Source organism: Nostoc sp. NMS2 (genome assembly GCF_017115105.1).
GTDB lineage: Bacteria > Cyanobacteriota > Cyanobacteriia > Cyanobacteriales > Nostocaceae > Nostoc.
The window spans coordinates 69409-82624 of record NZ_JABXKH010000176.1 but is presented as its reverse complement, the minus strand read 5'-3'; the positions used below and the strand labels follow the sequence as shown (position 1 = coordinate 82624).

The 13216-nt window shown below is 41.1% G+C and carries 11 protein-coding genes and 2 pseudogenes; 7 read left to right on the top strand and 6 right to left on the bottom strand.

Features of this window, described 5'->3' with window-relative positions; all coding sequences use genetic code 11:
• Positions 1-514: 514 nt before the first annotated feature.
• On the top strand, positions 515-799 hold the full coding sequence (locus tag HWQ36_RS32835; RefSeq protein ID WP_190933943.1) for an Npun_R1517 family heterocyst differentiation transcriptional regulator: 285 nt from the start codon (positions 515-517) through the stop codon (positions 797-799).
• Positions 800-1410: 611 nt separating this feature from the next.
• Here the strand turns inward: HWQ36_RS32835 and HWQ36_RS32830 are convergent.
• A complete protein-coding gene (locus HWQ36_RS32830; protein ID WP_190933944.1) occupies positions 1411-2106 on the bottom strand; it encodes a response regulator transcription factor in 696 nt (231 codons plus the stop codon).
• 404 nt (positions 2107-2510) lie between these two features.
• On the opposite strand from HWQ36_RS32830, the pseudogene HWQ36_RS32825 reads away from it, so the two are divergent.
• Both HWQ36_RS32825 and HWQ36_RS32820 read left to right on the top strand, forming a co-directional pair.
• Positions 2511-3284 (top strand): annotated as a pseudogene (locus HWQ36_RS32825) (ATP-binding cassette domain-containing protein); the annotation flags it as partial.
• A gap of 98 nt (positions 3285-3382) precedes the next feature.
• Positions 3383-3646 (top strand): annotated as a pseudogene (locus tag HWQ36_RS32820) (ABC transporter); the annotation flags it as partial.
• A 138-nt stretch (positions 3647-3784) separates the two neighbouring features.
• On the opposite strand, the gene HWQ36_RS32815 reads toward HWQ36_RS32820, so the two are convergent.
• The gene (locus HWQ36_RS32815) at positions 3785-4483 is read right to left on the bottom strand and encodes a YdcF family protein (RefSeq protein ID WP_292710869.1); all 699 of its coding nucleotides are present in this window, start codon (positions 4481-4483) and stop codon (positions 3785-3787) included.
• A 310-nt stretch (positions 4484-4793) separates the two neighbouring features.
• Between HWQ36_RS32815 and ctpB the strand changes: the two genes are divergently transcribed.
• The 4 genes from ctpB to HWQ36_RS32795 all read left to right on the top strand — a co-directional run bounded on the left by ctpB (position 4794) and on the right by HWQ36_RS32795 (position 9470).
• The gene (gene ctpB / locus HWQ36_RS32810) at positions 4794-6134 is read left to right on the top strand and encodes a carboxyl-terminal processing protease CtpB (protein WP_292710866.1); all 1341 of its coding nucleotides are present in this window, start codon (positions 4794-4796) and stop codon (positions 6132-6134) included.
• Positions 6135-6282: 148 nt separating this feature from the next.
• A complete protein-coding gene (locus HWQ36_RS32805; RefSeq protein ID WP_292710863.1) occupies positions 6283-7272 on the top strand; it encodes a glycosyltransferase in 990 nt (329 codons plus the stop codon).
• Between the two features lie 630 nt (positions 7273-7902).
• A complete protein-coding gene (locus tag HWQ36_RS32800) occupies positions 7903-9186 on the top strand; it encodes a hypothetical protein (protein ID WP_292710860.1) in 1284 nt (427 codons plus the stop codon).
• 38 nt (positions 9187-9224) lie between these two features.
• Positions 9225-9470, top strand: a complete 246-nt coding sequence (locus HWQ36_RS32795) for a CHAT domain-containing protein (protein WP_292710857.1) — start codon at positions 9225-9227, stop codon at positions 9468-9470.
• A gap of 250 nt (positions 9471-9720) precedes the next feature.
• Here the strand turns inward: HWQ36_RS32795 and HWQ36_RS32790 are convergent, their stop codons facing one another.
• From HWQ36_RS32790 to HWQ36_RS32775, 4 genes are all read right to left on the bottom strand, one after another.
• On the bottom strand, positions 9721-10221 hold the full coding sequence (locus HWQ36_RS32790) for an ureidoglycolate lyase (RefSeq protein ID WP_292710854.1): 501 nt from the start codon (positions 10219-10221) through the stop codon (positions 9721-9723).
• A gap of 84 nt (positions 10222-10305) precedes the next feature.
• Complete coding sequence (locus HWQ36_RS32785; RefSeq protein ID WP_292710852.1) at positions 10306-11325, bottom strand: RNA polymerase sigma factor, RpoD/SigA family; 1020 nt, start codon at positions 11323-11325, stop codon at positions 10306-10308.
• A 651-nt stretch (positions 11326-11976) separates the two neighbouring features.
• A complete protein-coding gene (locus HWQ36_RS32780; protein WP_292710849.1) occupies positions 11977-12249 on the bottom strand; it encodes a DUF3172 domain-containing protein in 273 nt (90 codons plus the stop codon).
• 185 nt (positions 12250-12434) lie between these two features.
• Positions 12435-12851, bottom strand: a complete 417-nt coding sequence (locus tag HWQ36_RS32775) for a hypothetical protein (protein ID WP_292710846.1) — start codon at positions 12849-12851, stop codon at positions 12435-12437.
• Positions 12852-13216 lie beyond the last annotated feature (365 nt).

Genomic DNA, 13216 nt, shown 5'->3' with positions numbered 1-13216 from the left:
TCTGGAGAACAAAAGTTTTTACCTTAATAATTCTGCTCACTAATTTATTCGGAATTTTCTATTGCAAAAAACGTACATCAAGTAGTTTCACTGAATAACGCTACATCGACCTCTGGCTGTAATAAGTTCCAAAAAATTAAGCGATTTTACTTACGTATAAACACCAAAACTAAAGTAACAAGTCAAACTGTTATTGACGTTCACATAAAGTTGATGTAAAAACCTTTAAAAAGGTTGAACAACTTCTTACAGAAACTTTATTGTGTAGAATCTTAAAAACTGAATAATAGTTATGGCTTACCATAAGCTACATCTGGCACAGAAACATCAAAATCTAGACAGTGAAAATTTAGCTTGTAAATAAAACACAGGAGAGTGAAATGTAATACAAAAGTGATTGATGAAGAAAAATTCTTAATTCAAGCACTTTGGATTCAAAAGAGATATAAAGAATTTTTGCTGGACATCTACCTCCTTACCCTCATGACAACCAAGTAAAGGAATCTCAATAGCTATGAACTCCAAAGCATTGCCACGCCAGATAAATAATCTCGAAGTAGGTGTTTATGAGTGCGAAATCCATCTCAAATTCCGGTTGATTGAGGAAAAGAGTCTATTGAGCGATCGCGAGCAACTCTTACAAGTGCTACTTGATGCTTTGACCGAAGGTTCTGATGACTTTCTAGAGACGCTGCAAGCGTCCGTTAAAGCGCAGGAGGTGTCTGAGTTTAAAGCTTCACCTCAAATGCGACGTCAGCTTATGCGCTTGCGTAATGCTGCTGAAAATCCCCAACCTTAAAGGTGTAATTTGAGTAGTGAAAAGCATGAATTGGGCATCAAATCAAATGTTGACCCTATAGCCCCGTTGCAATAAAAACTAAGCAGCAAGTAGAATTCATCAAATATTGTGATTTCTACTTTGTGAAAGTCTTATTTAGCAGCACAAAGTCCCAGGAATAGTTTCCTCTATTAAAAAACTTTGTAGCAAAGGGTACTGGTAGAATCTGAGAGCAAACTCAACCGGGTGCATTTTACCGAGTTTTTATCAAAAAATTGCAGGAACAAAAAACCTGTGTCTTTACAGATGGGGAATTGGACAACAGGCGCAAATCCAATGAAAACCTAAAAGACCAAAGTAAAAATAAATAACCTTTCTTTTAGCTTTTTACTTTAGCTAAGTGCCTGATTTGCTGAAATACTTATGTTTTATCTATTACTGGTATTAGGTTATGGTTTAGCAGCCAGTTACCTATTACCAATTACCTAAGAGTAAGGGAGCAGGGGGAGATGAGGGAGATGAGGGAGCAGGGAGCAGAGGGGAAAGAGGTAATTCATTTTCTCCCTTGCCCCCTTGCCCCTCTACCTCTTATGCCCCCTGCCCCCTGCCCCTCTGCCTCTTATGCCCCATATCTATTTAGCCAGACCGTGTTCTAAAGCAAAACGAACTAACTCTGTACGGCTATTAGTGCCAGTTTTACTAAACAAACGGCTGACGTACTTTTCTACATTGCGGACGCTGGTTTCCAAGCGACGGGCGATTTCTTTGTTCATCAACCCTTCAGCGACCAAGTTTAAAACACTTTGTTCTCTGGGAGTCAAATCAATTTTAAAAGGGGCTGGCGATTGGGAAATGGCATTTCTTTGAGTTAATAATGCCTTAATTTGGGCAATCTGATTGGCTAGTTCGGCAAGGTCGGGTGTTTCACCGTCATCTCCAGTAGTTGCAGCCTTAGCAGCGCGACGGGCTAGCAAATTTTCGACTATAGCCACTAACTCATCAGGATCGAAGGGTTTTGGTAAATAGGCATCAACACCAGCATGATAGCCTTGGATGCGATCGCCTGTCATACCCTTAGCAGTTAAAAATACTACAGGCAGCGCTTGGAAGCGGGGGTCTTCTCGCAGTTGCTTGAGGAACTGATAGCCATCCACCTGGGGCATCATGACATCGGATATCACTAAGTCAGGTGTATTCATCTGCATCCATTCCCAACCTTCAAGGGCGTTACTGGCGACTTGAACGCTGAAACCGCTCTCTTGCAAATAGTCTTTCACGGCTTCCCGTATCCCTGGTTCATCATCCACCAGTAACAATTGTGCTGACATTTAAGCTTTCCTTGAGTTTTCCTTTTTCCAATTTAGCGAAAGTTGACAGTCATTGAACATTCTACATTCATCTCTACCGCCCCTAAAACTTTTAAAGTTGACACCTTGGACTCGTTCAACCCTTTAACCTCTGTATTGAAGGAGGCAGGAGGCAGGAGGCAGAAGGCAGGAGACAGGAGGTAGAAACCCCTATCTAATGTGTGAGTCTTGCATTTGTACCTGACTTACTTGCAAGGTGCTGTATATTTTTGATTGGCAACGCTACAAAATGCTATATGCAGTTTTCTGCAAAATAGCACGTACTATTATGCGATCGCACCATCCAATTCATGCAACTATATATGCATAAATTGTGAATGCATTACCTAGTCATTTCCCTTAATCTGAGTATTAAAGAAACGGTTGGCTATTCTGTTTTAAAAGATGAAATCATCAAGTTAAAACAACTCTTAGAAAATACAAACATCACATTTGAGCAATTATTGCAACTGCGATCGCAAATCACCAAACTCTATGTTGATAATGGTTATATCACCAGTGGTGCATTTATTCTCAACAATCAAGATATCGCTAGAGGTGTTGTGCAAATCCAAGTTGTGGAAGGCGAACTTGAAGGAATTTCTATTTTAGGGTTACAAAGATTGCAAACTGCATACGTGCGTTCCCGGATTGCACGGCTGGCGGGTAAGCCTGTAAACCAAAAACGTCTCGAAGAAGCGCTGCAATTATTACAACTTGACCCCTTAATTGAAAGCGAATTTAGTGATTTGGATATCCGCAGCGAAGCCGAAACTCTTTCTTTTATAATTAGCCTACTCTCCCGCTTCTATGATGTGTCAGGCGGTGCTATAAAAATTGATGATATAGATATCCGAAAAGTTACCCAAGCAAGCCTACGTCGTCAAATTGGTGTTGTCTCGCAAGACACCATGATTTTTAGCTGTAGCGTTGCCGAAAATATTGCCTTTGGTAATCCCCAAGCAACAACGGCAGAAATTGAAGCGGCTGCAAAGATTGCAAATATTCATGACTTTATCTTGACTTTACCCCAAGGCTATAAAACGCAATTAGGAGAACGGGGAATAAATCTCAGCAAAGGACAACAACAGTTAATCAGCATCGCCCGCGCAGTTTTGATAAACCCGCGCATCTTGATTTTGGACGAAGCAACTAGTACAGCGCGGCGTAAATAAACCACCCATTCCAAATCAATGAAACCCTTACGGTACAGTAATTACGAATTACGAATTACGAATTACGAATTACGCCCTGCGGTACTAGTAATATTGATAGCCAAACAGAGAAATTAGTTCAAGAAGCGATCGCTAATTTACTTTAAGGTCGCACCAGCTTTATTATTGCTCACCGTCTGGCTACAGTCACTAACGCAGACAAGGTATTAGTCATCGAGCAAGGACAAATCATCGAACAAGGTACACATACACAATTGATGGAGCAAAGGGGAGTATATGCAAACCTTTATTCTCTACAACTAGCAAATAACATCAAAACCAGTTTGAAAATAGGTTCTAGAAACTAGAATATAGAGTTATTAAGCTGCGTAGCAGCTTAATACCATTTCACGAAATGTCTGATACAAATAAATAATTTGTCTCTAATTCTTCCCCCCTGCTCCCTGCTCCCTGCTCCCTGCTCCCTACCCCCTTCTCCCTGCCCCTCATCTCCCCAACCCTCCTTGGTGTTCACAATGAAAACCTTTATGCTCCCAAGCTTGCATATCTACTTCGGCAAGCTTTGTCACATTTGAGCATTGCGGTTGAATAATTTGACTTAAAATTGCCCACAACAGGCTGCGCGTTAAATCTAATCCAGTTTTGCTCCAAGATTCATTATTTCCAGGAATACCCGACTCCTCAACAATCTCAGGCTCTACCCAAATACCATGAGCGCCCAAGAGAATCTGTGCCATCCATTTAGCTCTGGGTAAGTGACTTGGCGAAGTAATCAACATGACTTTATGCACTCCCCAACGCCGGAGAATTGGAATACCATAATAAAAATTTTCAAAGGTAGAATTCGCGCACTTTTCTAACCAAACGTTTTGTAACTCTACTAATTCCGGCTGAAAAATTAACCATATACAAGGGTCTGGGGAACCATGAGAAATTAAAATTGGGGTTTGGGGGTATTGTTTTGCTAATTGGGCCACATAAGTTTCTCGACGAATACTGCCACCAAGCACCAAGAAGGCATCTACTGGCTGTGAAGAAGCAAAAACTAAGGTTATAGTAGTAAAAATCAGCCAAGTGCCTAAGACAAAGTACAATACACTAGTTAGTTTTTGTAACAATTGCCACAGATTAGCAATTTTTTTTTTAATAGAAATTAACGATTTGATGGTAAATTTACGTTTCATGACTTCGGTAAGAAAACCTGATTTAATAGCTGTCTAACAACGCTGCAATTAAGCGATCAAAGTGCTATCTTATAAAAGTAATGAATCAGTACAAACATGACGCTAATCAAAGTGTCACATCTTTAGTATAGCCTTCCGGAGACGGCTAACAAACTGAGAAATGGTTGTTAATAATGCAGGATTTTCGGCATCATTACAACGATAAAAATGATGAAGAAAGCATAGCTTAGTTTGGGGTATAAAAACTTAAAAATTTCTGGAAAGCCTGATTGCTAAACTGTCAACAACACAATTATTCCAGTTAATATACATGAACCAATCTGCGAAAAGTTACTCACCGCTCCAAGTAGCCTTGATTGGTGGAGCGATCGCTACGACTGCTACGATGTCTGTATTCGGCTCCGCTTGGACTCGTGGTGTCCGTGCCGCTCTAGCCCTACAAGACAGCCCGAAAGTGATAGTTGACCAAGTGTGGCAACTGGTGAATCATGAATATGTTGATGGCAAATTTAATCAACAAGATTGGCAAGCAACCAGGCAAAGCCTGTTGAGCAAAGACTATTCTTCCCGGGAAGAAGCATACACTGCCATCCGCGAAGCTTTACAAAAGTTGGGAGATCCTTACACTCGATTCATGGACCCCAAACAGTTTGAAGCCTTGACTAGCCAAACATCTGGCGAAGTCTCTGGTATTGGCGTTCGGATGGAAGTAAACGAAAAAACTCAGCGCCTTACTGTCGTCGAAGCCATAGAAAATTCTCCAGCACTGAAAGCTGGGATCAAAGCAGGCGATGAAATTTTGGCAATTGACGGCAAATCCACTCTCAAAATGAAAGTGGATGACGCTTCTAAGTTAATTCGTGGCAAAGCAGGTACTCCCATCAAGCTACGGCTGGGACGAGCAAGGCAAAATGCTTTTGAGTTGAAACTGACAAGAGCAAGTATTGAAGTACCAACGGTACGTTATACCCTCAGACAAGAAGGAAATCGCCGCGTTGGTTATATCCGTCTGCGGGAATTTAGCGCTCACGCCGCAGACCAAATGCAACGAGCCATCCGCGATTTGAACACTAAAAAAGTTGATTCTTATGTCTTAGATTTGCGGGGAAATCCTGGCGGGTTGTTACAAGCGAGCATTGAAATTGCTCGGATGTGGTATGATGACGGCGGAATTGTTAAGACAGTAGATCGGGTGGGTGGCACTGAAGAAACTAAAGCCAATCGCACTGCTTTGACAAATCGTCCCTTGGCAGTCTTAGTCGATGGTAATTCAGCTAGTGCTAGTGAAATCCTTACAGGGGCGCTTAAGGATAATAAGCGGGCGGTAGTCGTAGGTGGTCAAACCTTTGGTAAAGCCCTAGTGCAGTCAGTTCATGAACTTGCAGATGGTTCCGGCTTGGCTGTCACCATTGCCCATTACTACACCCCGGCGGGAACAGATATTAACCATAAAGGCATTGCCCCAGATATCAAGCTAGACTTGACAGAGGCACAAGAGCGGCAGTTAGCTTCTAATCCCGATTTAATCGGAACTAAGAGCGATCCACAATATGCCCGTGCGATCGCAATTTTATCAAATAACAACTTTGCCCAACCGCCAGCAAATCAGCCCACTCGACCCATGAGCCGCGCCGATAACCTGAAATTTTAGATTGATGCAAATGATTTGTTACCAAGTGTTTATATAGTAGTATTCCCAAATCCAGATTTTTGGAGTTACGAAAACTGCTTAATATACCGTTCTAAGATTTTGGTTTGGGAATACTAGTTAGTAATCCCATCTCCCAAATCTCAGATTTATGAATCATCAGCCAGTTGATGCAACCACCGCCACCAGCCCTTTACCAATGGTGTCGGTGGTTGTTCCTATTTATAACGGTGAGGCGGATTTACCAGAGTTAATCAATTGTCTATTGTCTCAAACTTACCCAAAAGACCGGGTAGAGTACTTGTTGGTAGACAATAATAGTAGCGATCGCACTCTCACCATCCTCAAAACATCTGCCGAAAACTGCCCAATCACAATTCGCCCCTTGAGCGAAAATCAAATTCAAAGCTCATACTCTGCTCGTAATACTGGGATTCGCGCTGCTGTGAGCGAAATTATAGTTTTTACCGATGCAGATTGCCGTCCCCAACCGCAATGGTTAGGTGCATTAATTCAGCCTTTTGTCAACAAAGAAGTGGTAATTGTCGCTGGTGAAATTTTGGCATTACCAGGCACAACTCTACTAGAAAAACACGCAGACCGTGAAGAAACTTTGTCGCAAAAGCATACCCTTAATCATTCCTTTCGTCCTTATGGACAAACTGCTAATTTGGCGATTCGCCGCATCGCCTTAGAAAAAGCGGGTTTATTTCGTCCCTATCTTACCACTGGTGGCGATGCCGATATTTGCTGGCGGATTTTGGGAGAAAACATCGGGCGTTTGGAATTTGCCCCGAATGCGATCGTTCAGCACCGCCACCGTGCCACACTTAAGGAACTGCAAAGTCAATGGCGGCGCTATGGACGCTCAAATCGCTATCTGCACGAACTGCACGGTGTAGATTTGATGCGAGAGATGACACCCAAAGAATACGGCTATCGTTTGGCACGTTGGTTATTGAAAGAAGTACCAAGGGATATTAAAAAGGCGTTGGCGCATCCCGCCGCAGGCATCGCAGATAAAGCCACCCTTGTAGATTTATTAAATACTCCCATTGGTTTGTTCACAGCGAGGGCGCGTACTGCTGGGCAACGAGACTCCAAATTACCAGAGAATGCCAAGATAATTGATTGGCTGTAAAAATACTACGGAGTTTGCTAGTATACCTGCAATTATTTCCATATCACATCTCATATAGGAATCCAGGCGTTGCTGAATTAAGGGAGGATTTTTGTGGGGTGGGCCGAAAAGCCATTGGTGTCAAGTTAAGTCAGAAAGCTCATTCCACAGTCATTTTACCCCACCCCTTAATCCCCTCCCCGTTCACGGCAGGGCTGTTTCGTTCTCTCTTAAACAGGATTTGTCAAGATAGTTAGCGATAAAAATCATAAGTATGAGTAGCGACTGAATAGACTTTTAAGCACATAAACAACAGTGTAATTATCTGTTCTCTCGACACGCTCTTAGCAAAATAATCAAATTTAAATTGCTAGAACTCTTGATTTTTAAAGCCTTTTAGGGAATGAATCGGCCCTGCCCGTTCACGGGCAGGGGAGATTTTGTCGCTAGACAAAAGCGGGGTGGGGTTGCGAGGGGATAATTAGTAATTGAGTGGAATTGGTATAACGCCATTGCAACGATTTCACGTTAAGTTGACACCAATGGCTTTTCGGCCCACCCCACAAGATGGATAATTTATTAATCGGGTCGCTTTTTTTCCATTGAATTAAATTAAGTTTGACTAATATTTAAGAAGAATAGTAGGTTAGTTTGAGCAATAGCGAAACCCATAAAAGCCTTGATAATCATGGCGCTGTAGCAAATATCCAGCAAGTGGCACGCATGAAGTCAGAGCTAGCCCAAGTTTACAGCAATTTGGGACAACCCCGCCAAGCGATCGCACTTTTGTGTGGTAAACTGGTCGATAAAAGTCAGGAAATTGAATGCACTCCAGACAGTGCTACACAAATTGCCACCAAATACAACGACAAAAGCGGTCAAGTTGCAGCTTTGGGTATTCTCGGTGAAGCATATCGCTTAATCGGCAATGATGACCAAGCAATTAAATATTTGCACGTAGCACAACAACTTTATCCAGCTTATGACTTTTTGGTGTTAAATAGTTTGGGTAATGCTTACAAAAGTCGCGCTCAATTGCGAGAGTTACAAGCAGATTCTGCAAATAAAGCTGGTATTTATAGTAAAGAAAATGAATTTACTCAAAAGTCTGTAGAAGACTATAATCAAGCTCACCAATATTTTCAGAAAAGTGCAAAACTCGCCAGCGACCAAAAACAAACTTTAGCAGAGATGCGAGGATTGTTAAATTTAATTCAGTTGGGTTCCCAGACAAATAAGAACAAAGTTATTAACGATCAAGAGTTTAACCAAACTGTTCATGATGCTTTGAAGGTTCTTGAAATCTTACCCGATTCAGCTACAAAAGTCTATGGGGCAATTGATTTAGCATACTTGCAGTCAGATGCTAAAGGAACTTCGCCTTTTACTTACTGTCCGAATAAATTTATTTTACCCAATGCGGATGTATTAAACTTACTACAAAAGTCAGTATCAGCAAGTCAAAATTTACAAGATAATCGCCTACTTTCTTATTCTAACGGCGCTTTGGGTCATTTCTGGGAATGCCAACCAAAGCAAGAAACAGCAGCATTAAAATATACTCAAACTGCAATAGTCGCAGCAGATAACAAGTTGAGTGCAAAAGATAGCTTGTATTTGTGGGAGTGGCAAGCAGGACGCATTTTAGATCAACAGAATCGAAAAGAAGAAGCGATCGCATCGTATCAACGAGCATTTGATACCCTAGAAGATATCCGCAGCGATATTTTAACCGCCGAACGAGATGTCCAATTTGACTTCCGCGATGTTGTGCGCCCATTGCATCGTACTTTGGCACAGTCGCGGCTGGATTTGCTAGAAGTTGGTGCGATGTCTACGACGCGCTACGCCTACGCAGATGAACGACGCGCCAAGGAATTATCAGAAGTAGTTAAAACCATCGATGCTTTGAAACTATCAGAATTACAAAATTAGGCGTTGCTGAGTGCGGTATAGGATTAGCTGGAGTTGCATTGCAAGTTGGGGTTAAAAGTGCGATCGCATCTTTGTGGAGTGTCACAGATGACTCAACATCCGAACTAGTCAAAGCATTTTACACCAATTATCGAAATACTGGCATGAGTATTGCGGAGGCATTGCAAAAAGCCCAAATTAGAATGATTCATCCTAAAAAATTACAGTCATCCGAAGGGATAAATCCCCGCTATGATAATCCTGTATATTGGGCATCAATGATTGCGATCGGTAATTGGCTTTGAAAAAGAGGCAAGCGAGCAGGGAGAAGGGGAGACAGAACAGAAAGGAAGATTCGACCCCACCTGAATGAAAACCACTTATGAGAAGTGGGGGACTCAAACCCATGTTCCGCTCTGCTTCACGGCTCTCGGTTGGGGTCATTTCCCCCTGCCCCCTGCCCCCTGCCCCCTTCCCCCTTGCCTCTTCGTTGAAAGCCCAAATCCAACTTCTTTGAAGATAAAGTTGGCGAATAGGGGATACACTGCAACGATTCTAGGATGAAACCATCTCAAACTCTAATTGATGACTCTTCAAAAAATCATGAGTGAAATGATCCACCACATTTGTATCAGCTAATTCCAAATTATAAAAATCCACAGCTTCATGGTCAAAATGTGGACCAGCGTGCCAAGTACCCTCATGTAGCTTGATAAAACAATTCCCCGGAATGCGGAAAGCAGCAATCTCTTCTAATACTGGTTCATTCACATCATTATGAGGAGGACAAACAGCAATTAACCAATCCTTACCTTCCAAAGAACCCAGACATTGAGTGCATTGTACATGGCGAGTAATTTTGTGAAACTTTCGCCCTCTCTTCTCCAACCGCATAATATAAAATCGTGGAATCCCATTTTGTAGGTTTAACTGGGCATCTTCCAGATCGTAACTTTTGCCATCAAGACTTGCAAAAATTACTTGTCCATAACGCCGAAAGTTTTCAGAACTCACCCATTTTACTTGCAATTCTTGCACTGTCTTTGATGTGCCCATACCAAATCTTTGATAGAGATTGCTTAGGTTTATTTTCCCCCAAAATGACCAAATTTTATGGCTCTAAATTGTGGAAAAATAACCTCAGCTAGCTAAATAACTACGTACTTGTTCCTTTTGTCGTCGGAGGAGACTAAGAGCTTTTTGTTCAATCTGACGTACCCGTTCTCGACTAATACCCATGCGATCGCCAATCTGTGCTAAAGAAAGTTCATAGCCATCAGTCAGACCAAATCGCAGGGTTAATATTTCTCGCTGTTGCGGAGACAACTTTGCCAACAAGTCTTGTAAGTCTTGGTGGAGAGATTCTTCAACAGCATAGTCTTCAGGAGAAGGGCCGTCATCCTCTAGGATGTCTTGCAATTCTGTATCTTGTTGTTCGCCAACTCGCGCCTCTAGCGAGAAAGGTTGACGAGCCAAGTATAAACACTCTCTAACTTGGCTAGGTGTCAAAGATAACGCATTAGCAATTTCAGCAGTAGTGGGAACGCGACCTAGCTGTTGAGATAATTCTCGCTGTACCCGTTTAATTTTGTTCAGTTTCTCAAAGACATGGATCGGTAAGCGAATTGTCCGTCCTTGTTGAGCGATCGCTCGCGTGATTCCTTGACGAATCCACCAGTAAGCGTAGGTAGAAAACTTATAGCCAAGAGCAGGATCAAATTTATCCACCCCCCGCTCTAAACCCAAAGTACCTTCTTGAATTAGATCCATAAATTCCAGATTGCGGTGCTGGTATTTCTTCGCCACTGCTACCACTAACCGGAGATTAGCCTGAATCATTTTCTGCTTGGCTTGGTGGCCCTGACTTAACTGTTGCTCTAGTACCTCAACACCTAACTCCACTCGATCTGCCCATTCTTGCAGCGTCGGTTCGTGGTTTAATTTCACAGCTAATTCTTCTTTAGCAGCTAATAAATTCATCATCAGCTGCACTTGTTGAGCAAAAATAACCTCTTGTTCTCGAGTCAACAAATCTACACGCCCGATCTCTTGCAGATAACTACGCACAATATCATCTGTAGCTCGAGGTTTTTTATCTGCGGCTAAACTTTTTTTCTTCGTTTTTTGAACTTCGGTAGGTGGAGATGTTAAGTTGCTCATGGTTATTTGCTCCTCTGTAACCTCATCAATTTATTGGTATCAAGTCTATATATTTAGACCCATAGCCATTTCACACTGCTAATCAATCAATTGGCAATACTGATGAATTCTGGTCTATGATACATTACAAGTCAATTGTTGGAGATAATAAACCCAAAATCAACCCACCCCCTAATACTAACATTATCACCAGTCACAAATCAATTACCCAAAGTATTATCACCATATCCTTTGAAATAATCGCACTATTTTCTTCTGGAAAATTGCATATTTTCAAACACAATTATGTTTACTTAAATTATTCAATGCAGTTAAAGGAAAAATGAAACATTGACCGAGCAACGATTTCATTTCCACAAGATAACTCCCTAACAATAAATACCAACATAATTCTGAATTATTAAATCACAGAATTTTTAAAATTCTTATAGTTTGGTTATACTTTATGTAATTCCAAATTAAGTGAAATTAATTAAATACAAAACACCCCTTTTTTGCTTCGATTTTTTGTTAGATAATCAAATCATATTAACCCCAATATATAGCAGCCCATTGTTAAATATAAACGAACGTACTTATCCTGCTCAAGAACAGCGTCCTTTAAAAGTCCGGTTAAATACTTAATAATTAGGGATTTAGGATGACGAAGACTCAGGTATTTGTGACAATTGTACTTGTGTCATACTGCACGCAGACATCTGCATTGAATGCGGTATCATCAATTTGACTGCTCTTAGAAACATTTTTTGGAATAAAAGTAGTAACAGTGGTAACACTAGCACCAAGGATAGTACTTGGCAAGACAGTAACACCCGCGATCGCTACTAATATCTTATTGAAACGAAAAGATTTACGTTTAGAGGGTTTACGTGCATCAGCCTCAGGATCGTGTTTTCCTGGTACTTGCCTGTACCCAAGAGACACTATCTTATTGGGTCTCTACGATTACACAGCCTCCTGGGGGTTTGGCAAACAAAACATTCCGGCAAAGCTTTTCTACTTTCAGCTAAAGCAGCCAACATAAATATTTCATCCATATTTTAGCGTAAATTATCTAGATAAATTACACTATCAACAATTAGTTATCTGTGATTAAAAAAATTCCTATATCAAAATTTAGTAACTGTCACACTAATACCAGAATCGAGCTTAGGAACCTTAAAATACTCAATTGGCTCAGTACTTTGAGAACTTTGGGTATTTGCTGGCTTCTGACATTCCTTAAAGAAAGCGTCAGGATTATTGATGAACTCAAGCGGATTCATCTTTTGGCATCCTCGCTCCTGCACCAACGAAATTGATTCAGCAGTTTGTTTGGGATTATTAGTCTGTCCTGTAAAATTACTCCATGTAGTGGTAATCGTCGCTGGTTCCGTCAATAAAACTCCAGCCTGATTGCGATCGTGAAACGGCTCATTCGGAGCATCAACTGTTGCAATGGGAACATTCTCTTGATTAGCATAGACACTCTGATGTAGAGCAAGGGCGCTAATTACAACCACTAAGGTAATAAAAGAGGATTTCATAATTCAATTTCTTAATGTCAGTCTAATAATTACAATTTGCTAAACACAGACACCCAAAAATAGCAGTCTAGTTTGAGTACTTCAGATTAACACAGGTACTATGGAGTATGGCTAAACTTCATTAAAAATATAGTGGAGTCTAAGTGTACATAGACTTTTATCCAGGAGGAGATAGTTAAGCAATTCATTCTCTTACACATCTGAATTTGACACTACCCTGTTATCTATCTCCCGTTGTCACTGTACTAATTAATATTTCGTTACCCGTATTACTAGCCGTTTATCTATCAAGCATGTTACCATACAGTTACACAGATAAGACAAACGATAAATCTTGGAAAGCTTATTTTGCCTCTATTGCAGAA

What these genes read in the sequence shown, in the direction of transcription:
- HWQ36_RS32775 (WP_292710846.1), bottom strand. Translation starts at nt 12,851, where the DNA reads ATGAAATCCTCTTTTATTACCTTAGTGGTTGTAATTAGCGCCCTTGCT.
- HWQ36_RS32835 (WP_190933943.1), top strand. Translation starts at nt 515, where the DNA reads ATGAACTCCAAAGCATTGCCACGCCAGATAAATAATCTCGAAGTAGGT.
- HWQ36_RS32805 (WP_292710863.1), top strand. Translation starts at nt 6,283, where the DNA reads ATGAATCATCAGCCAGTTGATGCAACCACCGCCACCAGCCCTTTACCA.
- HWQ36_RS32830 (WP_190933944.1), bottom strand. Translation starts at nt 2,106, where the DNA reads ATGTCAGCACAATTGTTACTGGTGGATGATGAACCAGGGATACGGGAA.
- HWQ36_RS32815 (WP_292710869.1), bottom strand. Translation starts at nt 4,483, where the DNA reads ATGAAACGTAAATTTACCATCAAATCGTTAATTTCTATTAAAAAAAAA.
- ctpB (WP_292710866.1), top strand. Translation starts at nt 4,794, where the DNA reads ATGAACCAATCTGCGAAAAGTTACTCACCGCTCCAAGTAGCCTTGATT.
- HWQ36_RS32790 (WP_292710854.1), bottom strand. Translation starts at nt 10,221, where the DNA reads ATGGGCACATCAAAGACAGTGCAAGAATTGCAAGTAAAATGGGTGAGT.
- HWQ36_RS32785 (WP_292710852.1), bottom strand. Translation starts at nt 11,325, where the DNA reads ATGAGCAACTTAACATCTCCACCTACCGAAGTTCAAAAAACGAAGAAA.